Annotated in this window: 20 protein-coding genes and 1 pseudogene; 11 read left to right on the forward strand and 10 right to left on the reverse strand. The window is 66.1% G+C overall.

Annotation, left to right across the window (positions count from 1 at the left end):
* Positions 1-57: 57 nt before the first annotated feature.
* Both ABZV44_RS44225 and ABZV44_RS44230 read right to left on the reverse strand, forming a co-directional pair.
* Positions 58-1503 carry an aldehyde dehydrogenase gene (locus tag ABZV44_RS44225; protein ID WP_354850984.1) on the reverse strand — a complete coding sequence of 482 codons (1446 nt, stop codon included), beginning with the start codon at positions 1501-1503 and terminating at the stop codon, positions 58-60.
* A gap of 34 nt (positions 1504-1537) precedes the next feature.
* Positions 1538-2641 (reverse strand): NAD(P)-dependent alcohol dehydrogenase, encoded by a 1104-nt coding sequence (locus ABZV44_RS44230; RefSeq protein ID WP_354850987.1) that lies wholly within the window; start codon positions 2639-2641, stop codon positions 1538-1540.
* Between the two features lie 264 nt (positions 2642-2905).
* Between ABZV44_RS44230 and ABZV44_RS44235 the strand changes: the two genes are divergently transcribed.
* On the forward strand, positions 2906-4051 hold the full coding sequence (locus ABZV44_RS44235) for a LuxR C-terminal-related transcriptional regulator (protein ID WP_354850990.1): 1146 nt from the start codon (positions 2906-2908) through the stop codon (positions 4049-4051).
* Entirely contained in the window at positions 4048-5121 is a 1074-nt protein-coding gene (locus ABZV44_RS44240; protein ID WP_354850992.1) for a helix-turn-helix transcriptional regulator, read from the forward strand. The genes ABZV44_RS44235 and ABZV44_RS44240 overlap by 4 nt, the downstream gene beginning before the upstream one ends.
* A gap of 14 nt (positions 5122-5135) precedes the next feature.
* On the opposite strand, the gene ABZV44_RS44245 is transcribed toward ABZV44_RS44240, so the two are convergent.
* A complete protein-coding gene (locus tag ABZV44_RS44245) occupies positions 5136-6542 on the reverse strand; it encodes a wax ester/triacylglycerol synthase domain-containing protein (protein ID WP_354850995.1) in 1407 nt (468 codons plus the stop codon).
* Positions 6543-6623: 81 nt separating this feature from the next.
* Entirely contained in the window at positions 6624-7640 is a 1017-nt protein-coding gene (locus ABZV44_RS44250) for an NAD(P)H-dependent glycerol-3-phosphate dehydrogenase (protein ID WP_354850998.1), read from the reverse strand.
* Positions 7641-7800: 160 nt separating this feature from the next.
* Between ABZV44_RS44250 and ABZV44_RS44255 the strand changes: the two genes are divergently transcribed.
* From ABZV44_RS44255 to ABZV44_RS44265, 3 genes are all read left to right on the forward strand, one after another.
* Positions 7801-9294: an HAD-IB family hydrolase gene (locus ABZV44_RS44255; RefSeq protein ID WP_354851000.1), complete on the forward strand. Its 1494-nt coding sequence runs from the start codon at positions 7801-7803 to the stop codon at positions 9292-9294.
* Position 9295: 1 nt separating this feature from the next.
* Positions 9296-11119 (forward strand): 1-acyl-sn-glycerol-3-phosphate acyltransferase, encoded by a 1824-nt coding sequence (locus ABZV44_RS44260; RefSeq protein ID WP_354851003.1) that lies wholly within the window; start codon positions 9296-9298, stop codon positions 11117-11119.
* A gap of 190 nt (positions 11120-11309) precedes the next feature.
* On the forward strand, positions 11310-12647 hold the full coding sequence (locus ABZV44_RS44265; RefSeq protein WP_354851006.1) for an NlpC/P60 family protein: 1338 nt from the start codon (positions 11310-11312) through the stop codon (positions 12645-12647).
* A gap of 289 nt (positions 12648-12936) precedes the next feature.
* On the opposite strand, the pseudogene ABZV44_RS44270 reads toward ABZV44_RS44265, so the two are convergent.
* A pseudogene (locus ABZV44_RS44270) lies at positions 12937-13193 on the reverse strand (protein kinase); the annotation flags it as partial.
* Positions 13194-13561: 368 nt separating this feature from the next.
* Here ABZV44_RS44270 and ABZV44_RS44275 point away from each other — a divergent pair.
* Complete coding sequence (locus ABZV44_RS44275) at positions 13562-14368, forward strand: IclR family transcriptional regulator (protein WP_354851008.1); 807 nt, start codon at positions 13562-13564, stop codon at positions 14366-14368.
* 9 nt (positions 14369-14377) lie between these two features.
* Here ABZV44_RS44275 and ABZV44_RS44280 read toward each other — a convergent pair whose 3' ends face one another.
* Positions 14378-15172, reverse strand: coding sequence for an IclR family transcriptional regulator (locus tag ABZV44_RS44280; RefSeq protein ID WP_354851011.1), 795 nt, complete (start codon positions 15170-15172; stop codon positions 14378-14380).
* A gap of 103 nt (positions 15173-15275) precedes the next feature.
* Between ABZV44_RS44280 and ABZV44_RS44285 the strand changes: the two genes are divergently transcribed.
* From ABZV44_RS44285 to ABZV44_RS44305, 5 genes are all read left to right on the forward strand, one after another.
* On the forward strand, positions 15276-16073 hold the full coding sequence (locus tag ABZV44_RS44285) for a fumarylacetoacetate hydrolase family protein (protein ID WP_354851014.1): 798 nt from the start codon (positions 15276-15278) through the stop codon (positions 16071-16073).
* Positions 16070-16876 carry a fumarylacetoacetate hydrolase family protein gene (locus ABZV44_RS44290; protein WP_354851017.1) on the forward strand — a complete coding sequence of 269 codons (807 nt, stop codon included), beginning with the start codon at positions 16070-16072 and terminating at the stop codon, positions 16874-16876. The genes ABZV44_RS44285 and ABZV44_RS44290 overlap by 4 nt, the downstream gene beginning before the upstream one ends.
* Positions 16877-16880: 4 nt before the next feature.
* Positions 16881-17078, forward strand: a complete 198-nt coding sequence (locus ABZV44_RS44295) for a 2-hydroxymuconate tautomerase (RefSeq protein ID WP_354851019.1) — start codon at positions 16881-16883, stop codon at positions 17076-17078.
* 129 nt (positions 17079-17207) lie between these two features.
* Positions 17208-18470 carry an acyl-CoA dehydrogenase family protein gene (locus ABZV44_RS44300; protein WP_354851021.1) on the forward strand — a complete coding sequence of 421 codons (1263 nt, stop codon included), beginning with the start codon at positions 17208-17210 and terminating at the stop codon, positions 18468-18470.
* Between the two features lie 263 nt (positions 18471-18733).
* Positions 18734-19642 (forward strand): helix-turn-helix domain-containing protein, encoded by a 909-nt coding sequence (locus tag ABZV44_RS44305; protein ID WP_354851023.1) that lies wholly within the window; start codon positions 18734-18736, stop codon positions 19640-19642.
* Positions 19643-19703: 61 nt separating this feature from the next.
* On the opposite strand, the gene ABZV44_RS44310 is transcribed toward ABZV44_RS44305, so the two are convergent.
* From ABZV44_RS44310 to ABZV44_RS44325, 4 genes are read right to left on the reverse strand one after another with little or no spacing between them, the layout of a single operon-like run.
* Positions 19704-20867, reverse strand: a complete 1164-nt coding sequence (locus ABZV44_RS44310) for an FAD/NAD(P)-binding oxidoreductase (RefSeq protein WP_354851026.1) — start codon at positions 20865-20867, stop codon at positions 19704-19706.
* Positions 20868-20870: 3 nt separating this feature from the next.
* The gene (locus tag ABZV44_RS44315; RefSeq protein ID WP_354851028.1) at positions 20871-21065 is read right to left on the reverse strand and encodes a ferredoxin; all 195 of its coding nucleotides are present in this window, start codon (positions 21063-21065) and stop codon (positions 20871-20873) included.
* 50 nt (positions 21066-21115) lie between these two features.
* On the reverse strand, positions 21116-22333 hold the full coding sequence (locus ABZV44_RS44320) for a cytochrome P450 (protein ID WP_354851031.1): 1218 nt from the start codon (positions 22331-22333) through the stop codon (positions 21116-21118).
* 42 nt (positions 22334-22375) lie between these two features.
* Positions 22376-23284 carry an alpha/beta hydrolase gene (locus ABZV44_RS44325; RefSeq protein ID WP_354851034.1) on the reverse strand — a complete coding sequence of 303 codons (909 nt, stop codon included), beginning with the start codon at positions 23282-23284 and terminating at the stop codon, positions 22376-22378.
* Between the last annotated feature and the right edge of the window lie 195 nt (positions 23285-23479).

A 23479-nucleotide genomic window follows, 5' to 3' on the forward strand; every position in this document is an offset into this window, starting at 1 on the left:
ATTTCCTTCGGTATTCGGTCAGCGGCAAATCCGCCGGGGTTTCCAGGAGTCCAAGGCCTACAGGTAGATCGATTTCGGGGCGAGGTAGGCGGACAGCGCTTCGGGACCCAGCTCGCGTCCGAGACCACTTGCCTTGACGCCGCCGAACGGTGCAGTCGGGTCCGGCAGATAGCCGTTGATGCCCACGGTGCCCGAGCGGATCCGTCGCGCGAGCGCCACGCCTCGGTCGTGATCGGCGGTCCACACGGACCCGCCCAAGCCGTAATCGCTGTCGTTCGCGATGCGGACCGCCTCGTCGTCCCCGTCATAGGCGATCACCGACAGGACCGGCCCGAAGATCTCCTCCTGCGCGATGGCGCAGCTGTTGTCGACATCGGCGAAAACCGTGGGCTCCACGAACCAACCGGCCTCGAACCCCCGCGGCCGTCCGCCACCGGTGGTGATCCGGGCGCCGTCGCCGCGGCCCTTGGCAATGTAGGACTCCACGCGCTCGCGCTGCTTTTCGCTGACCATCGGGCCGATCTGGGTTGCCTGATCCAAGGAGTCGCCGACGGTCAACGAGGCGGCCAGACCGGTGAAGACGTCGACGACCTCCGCGTAGCGCGCCTTCGGCGCGAGCACCCGGGTGCCGAGATAGCAGGCTTGGCCGTTGTTGAGCAGGGTCGCGCCGAACAGTTGCTCACCGATCCTCGACAGGTCCAGAGCGGCGTCGTCGAGAATGATCGCCGCCGACTTCCCGCCGAGCTCGAGGGTGACCGGCCGGAGCATCCGGCCGCATACCTCGGCGATATTGCGTCCCGCCGCCGTGGAACCGGTGAAGGCGACCTTGTCGATGTCCGGGTGGGCGACGAGGTAGGCGCCCAGTTCACGGCCGCCCGGCACGATATTGATGACGCCCGGCGGGATTCCGGCTTCATCGACCGCATCGGCCAGGACATAACTGTCGAAGACGGTCTCCGGCGACGGCTTGATCACGAGGGTGCACCCGGCCGCCAGCGCCGGTGCGTATTTGAAGGCCGCCAGCGCCTGCGGGAAGTTCCACGGCACGATCGCCCCGACCACGCCGACCGGTACTCGGCTCACGAGAGTCGATCCGCCGAGCAGCCCGGGCCGGTTCTCATCGAACGACATTTCACGCCCCAGGCCCGCGTAGTACCGCAACAGCAGCTGGGGGAACGCGGCCTCGAGCTGTGCGGCGACGGCGACCGGCATGCCGTTCTGGGAGCTGACGGCCTGCACGAGCTGCGGCGCCCGCTCGTCGAGCGCGTCCGCCAGCCGCTCCATCGCCTCGGCTCGCTTGGACGGCGCCCACTGCGACCACCCGGTGGGATCGTCGAAGGCGGCGCGCGCGGCGGCCACCGCGGCATCGATATCGCCGGGGGCGCCGTCCGGCACCGAACCGAGCACCTGCCCGCTATTGGGCGAAGTCACCGTGATTCTCCCGGTGGACACGGGGTTGCGCCGGGTACCGCCGACATAGAAGGTGTCGTGCGCGATGGTCATGATGTATTCCTTTGGGGGCTTTGTTGTTTCGACTTCAGTGAGTGGTGAGCACGACCTTCACCGCGTCGCCGCGGTGCTGGGCCGCGATGGCCTCGTTGATCCGGGAGAGCGGCATCGTGCTGATCAACTTGTGGAACGGGAACTTGCCCTCGCGGTACAGGTCGAGCAGATAGGGAATGAATGCCTGCGGATCGGCGTCGCCCTCGGTGACGCCGCGGATGGTCAGGCCCTGCAGCACCGCCGGAATGAGCGCGACCGGCAGTGCAGCCGCCGGATCCGCCGGGACACCGATCATTCCCAGGACACCGCGGGCGCCCAGCGAACCCAGGAGTTGTTCGAGCACCGGCAACTGCGCGGTCGTGTCGATGGCGTACTCGACACCATCCGGCACGATGGCCCGGATCTGTTCGGAGATCGGCGCCGCACTCGGATCGATCGCATGGGTGGCCCCGAGATCGAGAGCGAGCTTGCGCCGGCTCTCGTGGGGTTCCACGACGATGATGAGCGCGGCCCCGCGCACCACGGCCGCCAGCACCGCCGCGAGCCCGACCGTGCCGCCGCCTGCGACGGCCAGCGCCGCCGCGTGCTGGATGTCGAGTGAATTCATGACGGCCCCGGCGCCGGTCTGGATCCCGCAGCCGAGCGGACCGATCAGCTCGATCGGCACATCGTCAGGCACCTTCACCACGTTCCGCTCGTGCGCGATGACGTGCGTCGCCAGCGAGGACTGGCCGAAGAAGTTGCCGCCCAAGGACTTTCCAGCGTGCGTCACCGCAGCGGAGCCGTCGGCCCGGACGCCTCCGAAGTTGTACTCCATGAATCGGAGGCAGTAGGCCGGGGCGCCCTTGTCGCACTGCGCGCACTCACCACAGCTGTTGAAGCTGATCGCGACCTTGTCGCCCGGCGCGACGGAGTCGACATTCGTGCCGACCTCGAGCACGGTGCCGCTGCCCTCGTGCCCGAGCACGCCGGGCAGCGGAAACGGCAGGTGACCGGCCTGTACGGCGACATCCGTGTGGCAGATTCCGGAGCCGGCGATTTCCACAATCACCTCGTCGGCCGCGGGCACCCCCAGGTCGACGGTTTCGATACGGAACTGCTCTCCGACCTCGCCCAAAACTGCGGCCTGGATTTCCATTGGTGACTCCTATTACGTCGATGCTCGGACCGATGCTAGAAAGCGAATAATGGAAAACCGCCTGATCAGACGTGAAATCACTCGAATGCCCCCCGCTAATCCCCCGTTGGGGTGAGCCATTTAAACAGGACATTTTTCATTTAAGATCGTGTGTTTGACGTCACATAGGCGCAACAGTACGATCTGGCTTCCGCATGTCTTTCATGCAACGTGTAGGTAACGCTTCAAAGGGTCATCGCTGACCCGCGCTAGGAGGCCTCCGTGATGCCGCAAGCATCCTGGATCTCGGCCGCTGATGATGAAATGCTCGCCGAACGTATGCAGGATCTGTTCCTTCGCGCGACCGACCTCATCGGGATCGAATCCGAACCAGACATTCCGCTACCCGGGCATGCTCGCCTGGCCCATTTACGAGGTCGGCTCGAAGATTTCGTGAACGCCGCGGAGATCGCCGCCGAGCGTCGAGCGGAGGGGTACGAGCTGCTGGTCGCGATCCACCAGGTGCAGAACACCGGGCTGGAAGCGGCACTGGCACACCAGCTTTCCACCCTGTCGGAGATCCGCGGCAGCATCGACGAGCTGTCCGCACTGTCACCGCGCGAGCTGATCGACGCGGCGCCCGCGCGCGCGTGCCGCGATCTGTCGGTGGGCCGCGCGATGATCTCGACGATCAGCGGATCGATCTGGCTACCACAGCATCTGCACATCGAGAACCGCACCGCGGCCTCTGCGGCATTCGAGGAGTTCGTAGACGGTGCGCGGATCCCGCTGTCGGACGCTCCGCTGGAGACGGAGTTGCTGATCCGGCGCAGGACCGCAGCCCTCGTTCCAGATCCGGTCTCGGACAAGCGAACGTACAAGCAGATCGTCGACGCGGCCGGCACACAGGCATATGTGGCAGCTCCGATCACCGTGCGCGGCCGCACAATCGGGATGCTGCACGCCGATCGTCCGGCCGATCCGGCCAGCCTGACCCATGACGATCTCGAACTGGCGACGACCTTCGCGGAATGTCTGTCCATCCTCTTCGAGAGCGCGATCCTGCGGGATCGGATGGAGCAGCAGGTCAGGCGAGCCACTGACAGCTACGTCCAGGTCGTATCGATGCTGCACGACGTCGACGGCGCGACGTTCGCGGCCTCGCCCCCCGACTCCGTGCGCCGGCCGTCACGGTACTCGCACGGTGCACCGGCCGGCCTGGCTTCATTGACCGGGCGAGAGCGAGAAGTGCTGGCCCACTTGGCAACCGGTGCAACCAACCTGCAGATCGCCCGCAACCTGCGGATCTCCCAGGGCACGGTCAAATCGCATCTCAAGCAGATCGCCAAGAAGCTCGGCACCTCGAGTCGCGCGGCCGCGGTCGCCGCCTTCGCGCGGATGACTTCGGGGCCGTGCGAGTTCGCGCTATGAGCGTGGAGGCGGCGCGCAAGGCGTTCGACACCCTCGTCGTTCTCGACCACGATCTCCGGCAGGTCATGCACCTGGGGATGAGGTCACACAGCGCGACCACCTTGCCGGAGGCGATCGCCCAGTCCGCGGAGACAACCGCCGCGGCGCTGTCGGCCGCCCCGGCCGGTTCCTCGCCGGTCGACCTCACACGGGCGCGGTTGACCGCGGCCAGCCTCGGCGCTCAATCGGATGCCCGCCACCTGTTGTACGCGGCACGATCGCGCCAAGCCTCCGCCATCCCCCGATCGATCACCCGGATGCGGGACGCCGGCTCGATCGGGGCGCTTGTCCGCCGAACCTGCTCGGAGCTGGTCAGCGCCTTGGACTTCCGGTGCGCGACGTACTCCATCATCGACGCGGTCGGCTACTCCGTACAGCACGTTCACTCCGGTTCTCCCACCTGGCAACCGTATTCGCCGCAGCGCCGGTTCTCTCCCGAGGAGCACCGCTGCGTGACGCAACGCCAGTCGGCGATCGTGGCGGGTACGGTGGCCGATCCCGCCACGTCGATGGCGGCGCTGCTCGGTGCGACGGACTACCTCGTCGCACCCGTCGTGATCCGATCCGAGGTCCGTGCCCTGATCCACGCCGCCCGGGATCTGCCGTTCGCCGTCGATTCCGCCGACACCACCCTGCTGGACATCATCACCTCGGCGTTCGCCGTCGTGTACGAACGTGAGGTGCGGACCGACCGCATGCAGCACCAGCAACAAGCGATCTTCGCCGCGGCACGGCAACTGATCGCGGATGCGGAGTCGTGTGCCGCGGAGGAGCTCGACCTCGGGATCGGAATCGCCGCGTCCGCCGAGCCGACACCACCGATGCGGCCCGCGTTGCGCGAGTTGCTGACGCCGCGCGAGGCACAGGTGCTGAAACTCATCGTGGTGGGCGCCTCGAACAACGAGATCGCGGATCGGCTCGTCATCACCGTCGAAACGGTGAAGTCACATGTGAAGAAAGTGCTGCGCAAGCTCGGCGCGGTCAATCGGGCCGAAGCGATCTCGTTGTACCTGGACGACCAGGACTCGTAGCCTGAAGACGGGACTCAGTCCGCCAGCGCCAGTACTTCATCGAATCCCGCGCGCAGGCAGTTGGCGAACGCGGCCACGTCCGTGATCGCATCGGGATCGAGATTCACTCCGACGCAACACATTCCCTCGTACGACACCACGGTGACCATCGCCGCGACCCCGGGGCGCGGTCCGATCGGGTAGACGCGGGACACCCGCGCTCCCGCGATGTAGAACGCCCTGCCGATTCCGCCCAGGTTCGAGGCTTGCAGGTCGCAAACCCCGGTCATTTCACTGCTGAGCTCGGTGAGCACCATTCCCGGAAGCCGGCTCATGACGGGGGCGAGCAGATCGAGGAATCCGATCGCCGGTTCGACCCGTGCCCGCGCGACCACGTCATGGATCATCACGATGCGGGCCCGCGGGTCGGGCTCCGCGACCGGGGCCGCGAACCGTGCCCCCGCGAACTTGTTGCCGCCCATGGGATCTCGGTCCGTTCGCAGGCTGATCGGCATTCCGATCGGCATCCGCTCGACGAAGGTTCCCACATGGTCGTGATAATGGCGGAAGGCCCCGAGCAGACCTGCCAGGAACGCGTCGTTGGCCGACCCCCCGCAGGCTTTGCCCGCAGCCTTGAGGGTGGCGAGCGGTACGTCGTGCGTCAGCAGCCGATAGCTGGTCCCGCCCGCGCCCAGCGCCGGTGAACGCGGCGCATCCGGCGGGTTCAGCACCCGCCGCAGAGATTGCCCGAAACGGATCACGCCGGCGGCGGCGCCGATCGGATCGGTCAGGCCTCTGCCGATCAGATCGGCGGATGATCGAAGCAGTTCGCCTGGAGCAGAGGCGATTCGCGCTCCCAGCCGGTCGGCCAGCAGTCCGTGCGGTGTCTCGACCCGGCGCGCGGCCGGAACCGGCGCGGCGTCGATCTCACTGGGCTCGGGGCCGTGCCCGTGTGTGAGATCGAGCAACTGCAGCATCCCGAGACCGTCACACAGGCTGTGGTGCAGTTTGAGCAGATACGCCGCACCGCCGTCGGCCAGGCCACTGATCAGCATCGCCTCCCAGGGCGGACGATTCGGATCCAGCGGCCGTCCGGCGAATGCTGCCGCGAGCGCCAACATCTCCTCGATCGAGCCCTCCCGAGGGGCCCGCACATGCTGGAGGTGACAGTCGAGATCGAAATCCAGGTCCGGCGACCACGCGGGCGCGACCAATGGCAGCAACGGCTCCACGACCCGCTCCCGCAGTCGCGGAATCCGCTGGGTCAGGCGCTTGTGCGCGAGAACCAGCCGCTCCCAATCCGGCTCGGATTCCAGTAGTTCGACCACGACACCGGTGGATCGGGTGCGATGGTCCCCCTCCGCGCGCCACATGAGCGCCTCCCAGGCGCTGAGGTCCGGTGGTCCGCCCCAGGATGACCGGGTTTCGTGCGAGGTCGGCATCATTTCATCCGTTCGGTTCGTTAGTGAGCGAATCAGTGTCAAAAATCGCGGATCCCGTGCGCGGCACCATGTTCCGCGTCACTACCAGCCGCTCCCGTGCAGCTCGTGCCCCGGCGCGGACCGCAACAGCCCGCGGTAGGCCGCCGCCGCGGTCGCGCCGTGATTGACGACGGCGTCGACTTCGGCCGCGATGGGCATGTCGATACCGGCCTTCTCCGCGAAGCGCCGCACCACACCGGCGGCGCGGACACCTTCGGCCACCTGAGACATGGAGGCGAGTATCTGATCGATGCTCTCGCCACGCCCCAGGGCTTCACCGACCCGGCGGTTGCGGCTCAATGGGCTGATGCAGGTGACGATCAGGTCGCCATTCCCAGCCAGCCCGCCGAATGTCAGTGGATCGCCGCCGAACGCCTCACCCAACCGGCTCATCTCGCGCAATGCCCGCGTGATGACCATCGCCTTGGTGTTGGCTCCTGCCCCTGCGCCGTCTCCCATCCCCGCGGCGATGGCGAACACATTCTTCAGCGCGCCACACAGTTCCACTCCGACGACATCGGTGCTCGAGTACACGCGATACCGGGAGGTGCGGAACAGCTCGGCGAGCTGCGCCGCCGATGATTGGTCGGGCATGGCGACGGTCGCCGCCGCCGCGAATCCGGCGAGGATCTCCCGGGCGATATTGGGCCCGGCGAGCACGCCCGCCGGGTGTCCCGGCAATACTTCGGCGACGATCTCCGTCATCCGGAGATCTGTGTCCTGCTCGAGCCCCTTGACCAGACTGACGACCGGTACCCACGGCCGCACGAACGGCGCGGCGCACTCGAGCACCTGCCGGAATCCGTGCGAGGGAACCCCCATCACAATCACGTCCGCGTCACCGACCGCCTCCTCGACGGACGTGGTCGCCCGCAGATTCTCCGGCAGCGCAAGCTCTCCCACGTACCGAGAGTTGCGTGATCGAGTGTTCACATCTGCCGCCACCTCGGCCGAACGGGCCCACAGCGTTGTTGGCACGTTACGCGCCAGAATCGCCGCTACCGCCGTCCCCCATGAGCCTGCCCCGAGGACCGCAGCCCTTGGCTGCCTGCATGTCATCGCAACCCACCAGCCTTCGGATGCATAGAAGAAACGTGCCCACAGAACGTAGGTCCTCCAATAGTAGGACAGCCAATTAGTTTGTGATACCCTTCGCGCATCACATCTCCTGCAACGACGCGGGCTCCCCCAATTCGGTTGGCAAACAAGGAGTCACGGCATGGCCTCAGTCGATGGTCTGGTCGAGAGCATCAAGTCAGGCCCATCCGGCCCAGGCATCGCGGCAATCTTCGATTTCGACGGCACCCTCATCGAGGGGTACTCGGCGACGGCCCTATACCGCCATCGCGCAAGGAATTTCGAGATCGGACCGGATGAATTCGTCCGGACCGTGCTGGCCGGATTGCGGGGCACACCGGACGAAGCAGGGTTCGCCGATCTCATGCAGCGTGGCATTCGCGGCTGGATCGGCCGGACCGAAGCAGAGTTGCTCGACCTCGGAGAGCAGTTGTTCACCGACACCATCGGTGGCGCGCTCTTCCACGAGGCGTGGCGGCTGGTTCGCGCGCACCAGAATCGCGGCCATACCGTGATGATCGCCTCCTCCGCCACCCGGCTCCAGATTGCCCCGATGGCAAGGGAATTGGGTATCGAACATGTCCTTTGCACGGAATTGGAAAGCGAGCACGGCATCATCACCGGCCGGATCGCCGGACGGCCGCTGTGGGGCGACGGGAAACTCGCCGCGGTGCGCACGTTCGCCGATCGGCACGGCATCGCGCTCGATGCGTCTCACGTGTACGCCAACGGGAACGAAGATATTGCGCTGCTGTCGGCGGCCGGGCATCCCCATCCCGTCAATCCGCAGCCGGAGCTGGCGCGCCACGCCGATGAAAATGGTTGGTCACCAATCACTTTCGTGACCGGTCCCGGACCGCTCGACCCGCGACCGATCATCCGCACCGCGGCGATGTTCGGCAGCTTCTTCGCGACGGCCGGCGCAGGCGTGGTCGCAGGGGTACTGGCGAACAACCGCCGGGCCGGCGTCGACCTCGCTACGTCACTGTTCGGCGACATCGGCGGATGGCTGGGCAACATCGACATCACAGTGACCGGCGCCGAGAATGCCGCCACGCAACGACCGGCGGTGTTCTTCGTCAACCATCAGAGCACGCTGATCGACGCGTTGGTCACCGCGCGGGTGCTGCGCCGTGGATACACGGTGGTCGCCAAGTCCGAGATACGCGAAATGCCCGTGGTCGGACGGGTATTCGATCTCGCCGACGTCGCGTTCGTGGACCGTTCGAGCACCTCGCAGGCCATCTCCGCGTTGCGGTCCGCCACCGAGAAACTTCGCGGTGGAATCTCGATCGCAATGTCGCCGGAAGGCACCCGGTCGATGAGCCCGAAGATCGGACCGTTCAAGAAGGGGGGTTTCCACCTCGCGGTCGACGCCGGAGTTCCGATCGTGCCGATCGTGATTCGCAATGCCGGTGAGATCATGTGGCGCAATGCCGTGACGGCCCGTGAGGGCACGATCGAGGTGGTCGTCCACGAGCCGGTGCCGACCGTCGGCTGGACTCGCGCCGACATCGACGAGTGGCTACCCAGAACTCGCCGGCTGTACATGGACACGCTCGACGACTGGCCGGGCACGCAGGCCGGGGAACAGTGGGCCAAGGCGATCATCGACGCGCCGAAGGGGGGCTGCTGACATGCGGCGCGCAGATCGATCCGATCTCTCCGGGATCTCACGCCCCGGCGCCCTCCCAGGCATCGCCGCGTTGCTGGACTCCGACCACTTCCGCACCGCGACCTACCGGATGGCGCACCAACTCGGTCGCGACGACGACGATGTCCGTGCCGAGGCCGCGGGCTACATCCGGGAGATGGCCGCCCGCCACGACCCGATCGTCTTCCGCGCCTGGCGCCGCATCGCGGCGTGGCTCGTCCGCGGCTACGACATCGTCACCGACGAGTCGGAGCTTCGCGAATTGCGCGAACTGGATCGCAAGAACACCCTGATCTTCCTGCTCTCCCATCGGTCCTATCTCGATGAGTTCGCACTGCCGCCCATGCTCGTCCACAAGGGCATCTCCCCGTGTTTCGGAATGGCGGGAGCGAATCTCGACTTCTTTCCGCTGGGCACGCTGGCACGGCGCAACGGCATCGTCCATGTTCGTCGGGACACCGGGGACATGCCGGTGTACCGGCTCGCTCTGCGCGCGATAGTCGGCCGCATGGTCACCGACGGGAACAACCTCGTCTGGTCGATCGAGGGCGGCCGGACGCGGACCGGCAAGCTCCGCCCGCCTCGTTACGGGCTCTTGCGCTACGTCACGGACGCGATCGAATCCGCCCACGCGACAAACGCTCTCGTCATCCCGGTGTCGATCATGTACGACCAGTTGCCGCTACACGAGGTCGAGTTGATGACATCCGAATCCCGGGGGCTCAGCAAGCAGCCCGAGAACGTGCGCTGGCTCATCGAATACGCACGGGGACTGAAGAACCGCCTCGGGCGGATACACATCGATTTCGGCAACCCGATCCCGGTGTACGACCGGCTCGCCGCGCTGCGCGCCGAAGGGCTGGAGGACCGTCAGGTTCTGGAACGACTGGCGCTGGAGATCTGCCACCGGATCAATCGGACGACGCCCGTATCCGCCACCGCCGCGGTGTGCGTGGCGATGCTGGGCGCGGACCGCGCACTGACGCTCGACGAGGTCTGCGCCACCGTGGCCCCGCTCGCCCGCTATCTGTCCGAACGCGGCTGGCCGGTCGCCGGTCGTGCTGACCTGACCGATCGCGCCACGGTCGCCGAAACCCTCTGCGCCCTGGTCGATTCCGGCGTACTGACCTGCTACAACGGTGGCCCGGACACGGTGTGGGGGGTCGGCGAGAACCAGCATCTCGTCGCGGCCGTGTATCGGAACAGCGCGGTGCACGTACTGCTCGTCCGGGCGATCGCCGAACTGTCGCTGCTGGCGATCGTGCGGACGCCGGACGGCGACAACCGGACCGGGTGGAACACCGCCCTGGCGCTGCGTGAGCTGCTGAAGTTCGACTTCTTCTTCGCGGGCCGTGAGGAATTCGCCGAAGAGCTGTGGGACGAGGTGGCCATCATGGCCGGTGCCGGGTCGCGGCGGCCGACCGAAGTGGACAAGACCGCCGCCGAGAAATGGCTCGCCGAGGGCGAACCGCGGGTGGCGCATCTGGTGCTGCGCCCGTTCATCGACGCCTATCGCGTGGTGGCCGACCAGTTGCACTGCCTGCGCATCGACGACGTATTCGACGAAGCGGATTTTCTCGACCGCTGTCTTCGGGTGAGCAGACAGTGGGCACTGCAACGCCGGATGGCGAGCGAGGAATCGATGTCCCGCGAAATGTTCGGCACAGCATTGAAAATGGCGCGACACCGTGGTCTGCTGTCGAATACGGCGGATTACGCGGAAATCTCGGATCGGCGTCGCGCACTCATCGTCGAGCTGGACCAGGTGCTGCGTTCCATCGAAATTCTTGCGGCAGAGCATCATTGAATCCTTCGACGCAAACGTAACCAGGTAACGGCACACCGGAGCGATTCGGTATCCAACCCCTCCGATGGGCGGTGATACCGCCTCGTCCGGGGGATGTGCCAAAATTCGTACCCCCGCAGAATCGTTCTCGGAAGAAATACCTTCGGCGCAAATCCGAATTCCGAGAACGAATGCAGGAGGGCACGACTCGATGTCGGATCCGATTTCCCTGATTGCCACGATAGTGACGGCCGCGACAGGTGCTCTCGATCGTTCCGGGCTTCCGGACGATGCCAAGTCCTCCGTGCACGCCGCCATCGAGGCCGGCAGCGAGGCGGCGCAGTCGCTCACCATCCAACTCGACAGCGCCGTCGCCCAACTGCCCGAACCGGCACGGCAATCCGCGCGAGAGGGCGTCGACGACGCCGCGGACCGGATCGCGGCCCTGGTAACGCCGGGTCCTGCTTTGGCACAGCCGAATTCCGGTGCGGCCGAAGCCGAACCCCCCACCGCACCGGATGACGACCAGCTCTCACCGCAGACGGTGGCGGTCGTTCCGACGCGACCATCGGGCGGGGGCGAATATTCCATCGCCCCTGCGCATCTCGCGGCTGTTCCGGTGGGCCCGGCGGCGCTCCCGCCGATCACCACCACCGGGAACATCGCCGTGTTCGTACCGTGGTTCCGGCAAGCCGGCGCGCTGTGCCCCGGCATCACAGCACCGACGCTGGCGGCGCTCTACGCCGCGGAGAACGGATTCCGCTATGGGCCGACCGCACCGGTTTCCCCCGCCGGGGCCCTGGGTCCCGGCCAGTTCATGCCGGCCACGTGGGCGATCTACGGCAAGGACGTGCACGGCACCGGAGTCGCCGATGTCTTCGACGTCGGCGACTCGGTGATGGCCTCGGGCCACCTGCTCTGCGACGCCTACCAGCAGATCCAAGGATGGAAAACGAGCGGACTGGTCGCCGGGGACACGCTGGACCTCACTCTCGCCGCCTACAACGCCGGAGCCGGAGCCGTGCTGCGCTCGGGCGGAATGCCCTCCGACACCCCCGATTACGACAACCAGACCAGACCCTACGTGGCGCGCATCCGTGCCATCGAAGAGCAGTACGCATGGCTGTCGACGGACGCGGAGAGCATGCCGCCCTCGGATGATCGCCCGGCCGAGGACCTCGGCCGGCGAATCGTCGACCAGGCACTGCAATACCTCGGTCTCCCCTACGTGTGGGGCGGAGGCGGCAGCAACGGCCCCTCGTCCGGCGGATTCGACTGCTCCGGCCTCACCTCTTTCGCCGTGCACGCGGCGACCGGCGGCGCGGTGACACTGCCGCGCACCTCTCAATCCCAATGGCAGATCGGCACCGAGATCCCCTTGTCCGAAGCCGTCCCCGGTGACCTGCTGTTCGGCAACTGGGGCCCCGACGGCCCCGGCCACGTCGCCATCTACCTCGGCAACGGTCGAATGATCCATGCTCCGACCACAGGCGACGTGGTCCGCGTCAGCCCGATCCCGACCGGGATGCAAGCACGCCGCGTGATCTGAAACCGGGAACGGCGCAACCGGCATCCCGGCCACTTGTCGGCCCAGGTCTGACCTCCGATAAATGAACCTTATCGGAGGTCAGACGTGCCGGTTCAATGACGCGCACTGGGACTATTTTCATTTGATTACGTCGCGTCTAACGAAACGAAACCAAACGAAATGGCGTGGACCGTGATCTTGTGCAGCGTGTGTGGGTGGGATTCGGGCCGGGCAGGGTGCCCCGGCTCCGCTGCCCTTCGCGTCCATCTGCGTTCGCGGCGGTGGAACGGCATCACGATGTAAGGACATGCACGATATTCGGGTGCCCGGACAGTCTCCCCATGGCCTGCTGTTCCCGAAGGAAGCGCGCCCGGTCCATATGGTCCGGATCCGGGCTCAGGACCTTGACGGCCACCATCCGATCGAGTGCCGACTGCCGCAACGGTAGACGACGCCGAAGCCGCCGCGCCCGACAACGCGCGCGTCCTCGAACCCCTCGGCCGACAGTTCCGCGACGATGTCCGCATCGACCTGTCGTTGCGTGTCCTCGGTGACGTCGTCCGGCATGGCAGGCTCTCGATGCACCGCGCATGGCCGCATTCAGGCACTGCTTCCGAGTCGACTCCCGGCTGCCCACGCGGTCTCCTAGCGGTACAACCTTCCGTCCTGGATGTCATGAGTGCCTAGAGCGGCCGAACAACGGTCCGTCGATGCCGCTGCCAGCTCCTGCAGAATCCACACCGCGTCGGCCGAATCCATCGTCCCCACGTTCGAGCTGGCGGACATGCCCCAGCGGCGGGGACCGCAAAGCACCATCCAGAAGGTCGGAGCGTGTGCCGGTGACCGGCACACACGGTTGGACCTGCGTGTGAGCTGACACACAGACTTGGGGAGAGGCGACGCTGCCGGTCGTCGCAGAGTGGAAGGAAGGACCAATGGCGGCTCTCCAAACGGTGCAGAAAATCGGCCCGGTACTGGACTTGTTCACCGTCTCCCGCCCCGAGTGGGGCGCTTCCGAGGTGGCGGCGGCGATCGATGTTCCTCGCTCGAGCGCACACGCCTTGCTGTCCTCACTCGTCGAGACCGGGCTACTGCAGTGCCGCAGCCGCGGCCGCTACCGGATCGGCTGGCGGGTAGTGGAACTGAGCCAGACACTCAAGGGCACTGTCGACGTTCGTTCCTGCGCGACACCCGTCCTCGAGGACCTCGCACACAAGTACGGCGAGACCACACACCTGGCAGTGATGGAGCGATATCGCGTCCTCTATGTCGACAAGGTACTCGGCAACCATGTCATCAACGTCGCCGGAGCCCGGGTGGGCGCTCATCTCGAACCGCACTGTAGTGCAGTCGGCAAAGTCCTTCTGGCGCAGTGTGATCCAGGCGAGATCGAACGCAACATCACCAAGAAGCCGCTGCGGCGACTGACACCGTCGACGATCACCAATCCGGCCGCCCTCGCGCAGGAGCTGCGATCGGTTCTTCGTTCCGGGTGTGCTTTCGATGCGGGCGAGGCGGTACCGGAGGTGCACTGCGTGGCCGCTCCCGTGCGAGACGACATGGGGTTGGTGGTCGCGGCGATCAGTATGAGCGTTCCTGCGAGCCGGTTCGTCCCCGCTCAGACGGAGTTCAAGAATGCCGTCATCGCGGCCGGCGCGGAGATCTCGCGTGCGATCGCGAACTCCGCGGATGCGGCGATTCACACACACCGCGACGACCCCACCTTCGCTGCGGCGATCTGACACAGCGGCTCAACTGGACCGCATAGACAGGTGCCGCGACAAGCTCAGTGCTGCGGTCCGCACCGCAGCCGCCGAATGGTCGAGATTGATGCGAGTGTGCCACCCGGACACCGAAATTCCGGCAACAACCTGCCCGTCGAGCCCGAAGACAGGACTGGCCACGCAGGCGACGCCGGGCCGCGACTCTTCCAGGTCGTACGCCACTCCGCGCTCGCGGATCCGGGCCAATTCCGCGACGAACAGCCCCGGCGCGACGATGGTGCGCTCGCTCAGGCGAGCGAGGCCGCCCGCGAGAATCTGCTCGACGACCGTCTGCTCGGAAAACGCGAGGATGGCCTTGCCGATGCCGGTGCCATGCGCAGGCCACCGCCCGCCCATCCGAGTCGGTAACGGCGGCGAGTTCGGGCTGTGCAGAACCTCGAGATAAACGACGCAGTCCCCGTCGAGGACGGCGAAATGAACCGAGTGGCCTGTTGCCTCCTGCAGATCTGCCATGAACGGGCGGGCGGCCTCGCGCAGGTTCCGTTGGCGTGGCACGTGCTGACCGAGTTCGAACAGTTTGAGCCCGAGCCGGTAGCGGGTGCCCTCGCGCTCGAGCAGCTTGGCCTCATACAGCGCCTTGAGCATGCGTTGCACACTCGACTTGGGCAGGCGGCAGCGGCGGGCGATCTCCGAAACCCCGAGGGGGGTATCGGCGGCGCCGAGGATGTCGAGCACGGCGACCGCACGGGCGATGGAGCCGGCGTCGCCAGCAGCGGTTGATTCCGGAAAGCTGTGCCGATCATCGGCACGATCGTCTTGCATATCGGCCCATAGTGCCTGATGGTGAGAGTTCAGTGCAACACGTCACATCCCTGCGGAGCTGCGACAGCGCTGCGGGACGTTCCCACCGAAAGCCCGAGGTCTAATGTCCACCGACGACGTACAAGGCGCCGCGCAGCGGCTGCTGGAGGCGTACCGCAGCGGCACGCCGATCGACCCCTTGACTCCCCACTTCGCTCAGGCGGAATTGTCGACCGCCTATCGCATCGCCCAAGCTCAGGTCGAGCAATGGGAAAAGGACGGTGACGCCGTCAAGGGGCACAAGGTCGGACTCGCGTCCGCGGCGATCCAGCGCCAGATGGGGGTCGACCAGCCCGACTTCGGTCACCTGACAGCGAGCATGTTCCACCTCGAGCATCATCCGATTCCGTCCACGACCTATATCCAGCCGCGAATCGAGCCGGAGACCGCGTTCGTCCTCGGTCGTTCCCTGACCGGGCCAGGCGTCACCATCGCTGATGCCGTGCGCGCGGTGGAGTTCGTGCTTCCAGCCCTGGAAATCGTCGACTCCCGGATCCGGGACTGGAAGATCGGCATCTTCGACACCATCGCCGACAACGCCTCCTCGGGTGGGGTCGTTCTCGGCAGCCGGCCAGTGCTGCTGCGCGATGTCGACTTGCGCTTGTCCGGCTGCACATTGCACATCAACGGTGAACTCGTGGCGACCGGCGCCGGCGGCGCGGTGCTCGGTTCCCCGCTGAACTCGCTGGTGTGGCTGGCCAACACCGTCGGCCCTCTCGGCGTGACCCTCGAACCCGGTCATGTCGTGCTGCCAGGATCGATGACGAAAGCCTTCCCCATCTCACCGGGCGATTCCATCGTGGCGACCATGAGCGGACTCGGCACCGTGTCCGCCATCCTTGGAGAGCGAGCAGAACAATGACCAGCGAACAGCGGACGAGCGAACAGCGCTGGAGCGCAGGCCGCATCGCCGACATCCTCCTCGACGCCGAGGCCACCACCACCTCGCGTACCTCGTTGTCCGCCGAATGGGCCGGCCTGACCTTGCCCGTCGCCTACGAGGCGCAGGACATCGCACTCGCCGCACGCAAGGCGCGAGGCGAGATTGTCACCGGCATCAAGTTGGGGCTCACCTCGCGTGCGAAGCAGCGGCAGATGGGTGTCGATGCTCCCTCGGTAGCCTGGTTGACCGATGTGATGGCCTTGCCCGCCGGGGACCCGGTTCCCCGCCACCGGCTCATCCACCCGCGCGCGGAGCCGGAGATTGCATTTGTGATGGGCCGCAGGCTGGCCGGTCCCGGTGTCACCGCGGCGGAGGCGCTGGCGGCCGTCGACCGGGTCGCCGGTGCGATCGAGATCATCGACAGCCGCTACGCCGGATTCAAGTTCACCCTCGAAGATGCTGTCGCAGACAATAATTCATCCGGCGTGTATGTCACAGGTCCGGTTCTGCGGCGTCCAGAGGATCTCGATCTCGCCCTCGAGGCGTGCCTGCTGGAGGTCGACGGCCAGATCGTCGACACCGCCACCGGTGCTGCCGTGCAAGGCCATCCTGCCGAGGCGCTGGCGTTCGCGGCGAACACCCTGGCCGAGCGCGGGCACGCCATCGAAGCCGGGTGGACCGTGTTGACCGGCGGGATGACCGACGCCATCGCCGTCGAACCGGGCGCTCGGGTGGCCGCCCACTTCACCTCGCTCGGTTCCATCACCATCTCGGGAGGATAGGCGCATGCCGTTCATCGATGTCACGATCGGCCTGGGCCGCTCCCCGGAGCAGATCCGTGCGCTGATTCACGAGCTGACCGAGGCCGCGCATCGGGCACTCGGCGCGCCGAAGGAGAACATTCGCGTCGTCATCCGGGAAGTGCCGGAGACGCACTGGGCGGCCGGGGATGTCACTGTCGCCGAGCGTCGGGCGGCACGCTGATCGGGGTGGCTGGACAATGCTGATCGGCACCCGGGGTATCGATCAGCATTGCCGACACCGCGTTGTCGGCGGCAGTCGAGGGCCGTAGACCAGGAGAGACACACCGCCGTTCTTTTTCTGGGAGCCCCCGTGACCACAGTTCATGCCGTCGACTCTGATACCGAGATCGACGCCTTCGACCCTCCGCGCATCGCCGACCGGCTCTACCACGATCTGCTCTCCCCGCCGGAGATCAAGCAGGTGCGCCACCGGGTGCGCCGGATCGCGGCAGATGCGATCGCTCCGATCGCCGGCCGCATCGCCCGGGGCGACGAACGCCTGGACGGCTTCCCCCGCGACGCCTTCGACTCCCTCGCCTCAGCCGGGGTGTTCCGTATTCCCTTCGCCGGCGATGTCGGCGGTGACGACCTGACCCACCGCGCCACCGCGACCGCCGTCGCGGTCGAAGAACTCGCGTACTACTCCAACAGCGTCGCCGCGATCTTCGACGTGCACTGCATTCTCGCGGGCAACGCAGTCAACCAGGGGACCGACGCGCAGCGACGGCGGTGGCTCGCCCCCGCCGTCGCCGGGGAGATCGTCGGATCGTTCGCTACCAGCGAGCCGGGCGCCTCGAGCGACCTGTCCCCTACCGCGGTCACTACCGAAGCCACCCCGACAGCCACCGGCTGGGTTCTCAACGGCCGCAAGCGCTGGATCACGAATTCGGTGGTAGCCGCCTTCGTCGTCGTGCTGGCACGCACCGGCAACCGGCTGAGCACCTTCATCGTGCCCACCGATACCCCCGGTGTCACCATCGGCACCCCCGACCGCAAACTGGGGAACAAGGGGCAGATCACCGCTGATGTCATCCTCGACCAGGTCCATCTCGACGCCGACGCCTTGTTGGGCGAGGAGGGCGGCGGGCTCAAGATCGCCCTGCAGACCCTGACCTACGGGCGGATCGGCATCGCCGCGGCCGGGGTCGGGATGGCGCAGGCCGCGTTCGACCACACCGCTGCCCACCTCTCGCGCAGGCAAGCCTTCGGTGGCCCCCTCGCAGGCAAGCAGCATTGGCAGTTCCTGATGGCGGACCGGGCCACGACCATCGAATCCGCCCGCGATCTCTATCTCAAGGCGGCACTGCGCCTGGACTCCGGCGTCGCGTTCCCTGAGCCGGAGGCGGCCATGGCCAAACTGCGTGGCACCGAGATTTCCGTGGACATGGCCCGCGATGCGGTGCAAGCCTTCGGCGGGCTCGGGTTCACCCAGTCCTTGGGGGCAGACGACACCGACGGACCGGTGGAGGCGTTCTACCGCGACAGCAAGATCGGTGAGATCTACGAAGGCGCGAACGAGGTTCAGAAGTGGGTGCTCGCCCGCCAGATCTTCGGCCGCGAGGTCACGGGCTGACCGGTGGCCGACGTGGTCGCGGCGACTGCCGCTCGGCCACGTCGGCATGCCGTTGGGTTGTGTCCCGAGTATCCGAACAACGTGCCCGCTCGGGGGCCAATTCCGTCGGATAATCCCGTCGCGGGTAAACGGTAGCCTTGATCGTGTAACACTGCGTTCATCTGAGGAGGTGAACCGCGATGTCAACGCGTGCCGAGCAAGCCGCCAACGCCCCTGATGAGGACGCCCCGCCACCCTCGCACACCACGCCGGTCCGCCAGGAGATGTCCGGCGGCCGCGAGTGGTGGACCGACACCCTGGCGGAAACCTACTGCGAGATGGACCCGCAGTGGCAGTCGCCCAGGGGCCGCTTCGAGGCGCGACTGAGCACCCGGCAGTTCGGGGATCTGTCGCTGAGCACCGTACGCGCCCATGCGCATTCGGTCCTGCGGACACCAGCGATGATCGCCGACATCGATTCCGAAGACTATTTCCTGTGCGCGGTGACCGGGGGGCCCGGGCGGATCGAGCAACATGGACGTTCGATCTGGCTCGACAAGGGCTCGTTCGCGGTGATCGACGCCGGTCGGCCGTTCCGGTTCGACTTTCCGCAACGGTTCGAGCAGATCGTCGTTCGTGTTCCCCGTCCCCTGCTCCTGGGCCGTATGTCCGAACGCGACATCGACCACGCGATGGCGCAACCGGTGTCGGCGGCATCTGGAGCGGGTGTCGTCGTCAGCCGGTTCCTGCAACAGCTCGCCACCCTCGATGCGGCGGTGCCCGATGCGCCGGCCGCCGCACTGTCGGCCTCTGCGTTGGACATGATCGTGACCGCCTTGGCCGATACAGGTTGGGCTATGAGCCCGACGCAGCAAGCCCACACCGCGGATCTGCATAGGGCGCAGAACCTCCTCAAGACCCGGCTCCACGAGGAGAACCTCTCCATCGCCGAAGCCGCTGCCGAACTCGGTATCTCGCTGCGTTATCTGCAGAAGATATTCCAGAGCACCGGAAGTACGCCGAGCGAATGGCTTCTTCAGGCCCGGCTCGAACGCGCCCGCATGATCTTGCTGAGCACAAATATCACCATCGGGGCACTGGCAACTCGGGTGGGCTTCAAGGACATTTCCCACTTCAGCCGGTCGTTCCGCAACCTCTACGGGGTCAGCCCGGGGCAGTACCGCCAGCGCTGACCCGAAAACGACTGCACCGGAGCCCGTTCCATTTTCATCGGACTCCGGTGCAGTGGTGTTGTCAGGGTTTCATACCCGAGCCGGCCAGCGCACGCCGGTACTTCAGGAACGCCTTGTTGTCATTCGCGGTGACCCCGGCCACCAGGCCGTTCTCCCCCAACCCGTCCCAGTTCCACTTCCCCTCGACCCCCGCGTCCACCGGCACGAAGGTATCGGCCATCGTGACGAATCCGGCGGCCTTGAAGTGTATGTCGTACTGATCGGTCCAGAAGGTGGGAATCGGACTGTACGGGCTCTTGCCCCCGGCCGCGGCGAACAGGTTCTCCGCCGCGGCCGCACCCATATCGGCCGCGTTCGACCAGTGCTCGATCCGGACCCGCTTGCCGACGCCCCGATGAGTCCACGATGCGACGTCACCGACGGCCACGATGTCCGGGTTCCCGGAGGCGTGGCAGAACTCGTCGCATACCACGCTGCCCTGGTCGAGTTCGAGACCCGATCCGGACAACCACCCGGTATTGGGAACCGAGCCCAGCGACAGCAGCACCAGATCGGCGTCGAGTACCTGTCCGTTATCGAGTTCGACCTGTTCGACCCGGCTCCCGCCGCGGAATTCGGTCACCGAGGTATTGCAATGGATGTGGACGCCGTGGTCGCGGTGCAGACGTTCGGCGAACTGGCCGATGTCCGGTCCGAGAAGAGGCATCAACGTTGCCGCCCGCTCGACGATGGTGACCGAGTCCATTCCATTAACCCGGAGGCTGGAGGCGACTTCACACCCGATGAAGCCGCCGCCGATGATGACCACACGGCTGGCATGCTGCGCCGCGGTACACAGGGCAACCGCGTCATCGAGGCCGCGGAGGACGTGGAACCCCTCCATTTCCGGCAGCCCCGGCAGCGATCGTGCCCCGCGGCCGGTGGCGATGATCAGCTTGTCGTATCCGATCTCGCCGTCGATAAGACGCAACTGGCGCTTCTCCACGTCCAGCGCGGTCGCGGCGTTACCGAGGATCCAGTCGAATTCGTCTGCCGCGGTATCGAATTCGCACTCCGTCGCCGTCATCGTTCCGGCGATCAGCTGCTTCGACAACGGCGGACGATTGTACGGGCGATGCTTTTCGTCCCCGACAATGGTGATCAGCTCGGACATGCCGGTCTCACGTAGCCGCTGCGCTGCGCGGAGGCCGGCCAGCCCGGCGCCGACAATCACTGTGTTCGTCACGACTCAACCCTCGACGCGGATGGCGGCGACAGGACAGAGCTTGATCGCGGCGTTGACCTTGTCGCGGAGCTCCTCGGCGGGCGAGTCGTCCAGAAGGATCACCTCGTCGCCGTCATCGTTGAGGTCGAAAACCTCGGGGGCGGCGATCACGCACTCACCATGCCCGTCACACATTCCGTACTCGATCTGGATCTTCATTTCTCTTTCCTTCCCTACCCGATAGGGACGACGTCAGAGACGTCGGTCAACTAGTTCTCGTTTGCCCAGGTAATGGCCAGTTCCAGCTCACCGAGGCTGCGGATGATGTTGTTCGGCTGGAATCGGTACTTACCGGCATGGAAACGTTCGACGTTGTCGGCGAGCACGTTGAACAACGTGATCATCTCCAGACGCGCCAGCGGCTTGCCCAGGCACGCGTGCTTGCCGCGTCCCCAGCCGAGATGACCGGCCGGATCCCGGGTGATGTCGAACGAATCCGGATCGGCGAACTTGCGCTCGTCCCGGTTCGCAGAGCCATACATCACCACCACGCGCGACCCCTCGGGGATCGGCACACCTGCGATCTCGGTGTCCTTGGTCGCAACCCGGGTGAAGAACTGCAGCGGGGACGCCAACCGCACAATCTCGGGAATCGCACTGGTCAGCAGTGACCGATCCGCGCGCAACCGGTCCCACTGGTCCGGGTTCTGCGCGAACAGCAGCAGACCGATGCCGATCGCGCTGATGGTGCTGTCCACACTCGGGTAGATGTAGTCGTTCATCACCCCGCGGGCAAAGTCCTCCGGCCACCCGACGGCGGCACCATTCTTGAACAGCTGGTCCGCCCAACCGCCCTCACGCACGTTGCTGGGGAAGTTCTCGTCGGCGAACTCCATGTAGCCCATCATCGTTTCCAGCGCCGGCTGGGTTCGCGGCGCGTGCAGCGGTCCGATGCTGTCGAATCCGGCCACACCCCACTTGAACATCTGTTCCTGGCTGACGCCCTCGACGCCGACCAGATCGGTGACGATCTCGATGGGCATCGCCATCGCCACGTCGGCGACACCGTCGAGGGTCTCCTTGCCCTTCAGGGTTTCGACCAGGTTCTCCGCGAAGGTCTGCAGCCGCGGCTTGAGCTCTTCCAGCGGGCCCTTCTTGATGGGGCATCCCTCGACCTGACGAATCTCATCGTGGTGCTCGCCCTCGGTCTGCAAGCTCGTTTCGGTGATTCCGTTGAAGAACTGGTTGAATCCCACGCCCTCACGGGAGGTGAAGGTCTCCCAGTCCGAGAGCACCGAGGACACCTCGTCGTAGCGCGCGCAGGCGTAATACCCGTACTTTTCGAGCCAGACCACCGGCCCGGCATCGCGCAGCTTCGCGTACGTGGGAAACGGATCGACGAGCACCGCGTCGTCGTGGAGATCGTCATCAAAGCTCGGAATACCGGTCGGGCGCTGCTGCCGCTCGATCGCTGCATCCTGCGTCATTGTTCTGCTCCTTGAATGTTGTCGGAAGGGAAGTTCTGGGGGTCAGCCCCGAAGGTGCGCCGAAAGGAAGGCGGCAGTGATGCCGAGATGATCGGGCTCGTCGAACTCGGGGCCTTCGTGGCCCGCGCCGCCCAGCACGAGGAGCGTGGACCGGGCACCGACGCTGACCAGGCCGTCATGCAGTGCGCGGCTCTGCGACGACAACGTGATCCGGTCACGGTCACCATGTGCGATCAGAAATGGCGGGGCCAGAGAGGTCACCCGGCTGAGCGGGCTGGCGTTCCACGACGTGTTCGTGGGTGCCGAGACCTCATTGTCGCCGAGCAGGGCGTTCTCGAACGGCGGTGGGAGAAGGCGGTTTTCGATCCAGCTTCGCCCGCTGTTGGCAGCGAGGTCGGAAGGCCCGAACCAGTGGACGACGGCGTCGACTCGGCTGGACTGATCGAGATCGTCGCCGACAACACCTTCGAGTTCTTCGTCGCCCGACGTCAGTCCGACCATGGTGGCCAGGTACGCGCCGGCCGACGCGCCCCAGACCCCGATCCGGTCGGTGGAGACCCCGAGCTCATCGCCGTGCGCCCGCAGCCAGCGCACGACCGCCTTGACGTCGTGAATCGGGTTGGGATACGAACCCTGCGGCGCGAGACGATAGTTCGCGGACACCACGGCGATCCCGTACGAGGCCAGCCGTGCCAGACGTTCCTCGGCGCCGTCCTTCTTATCGCCGAGCTGCCACCCACCGCCGTGCAGGTAGATCACAGTGGGCGGGTTGTCGATGTCGGGGCGGTACACATCGACGGCGATCTCGAAGCCGTCCACCTCGGCGACGCGCAGATTCGACTGCACTTGAACGTCATTCATGAAGAAACCTTCCAAAAGGTCAGATCGGGGAATCAGCAGGGATTCGTCATGCTCGGGCCCGTCGGAGCCGGAGCCTGTCGCGAAGGTCATTCGCGTTGTTCCTGTGATCCAAAACACTACGAGTCGGCCATACAGGTGTGCCATGGCGTCAGACGCACATCCTTTGGCATCCAGGCGCACGGCGGCGACGGCGGGGACACACGACGGCGGAATTGTGCTCAATCGCCGCGCCATCCCACAGAAAACGCGACGGACCACGTGGTCCGTCGCGTTTTCTGTGGGATG

The organism is Nocardia sp. NPDC004860, assembly GCF_040609015.1.
Lineage (GTDB): Bacteria > Actinomycetota > Actinomycetes > Mycobacteriales > Mycobacteriaceae > Nocardia.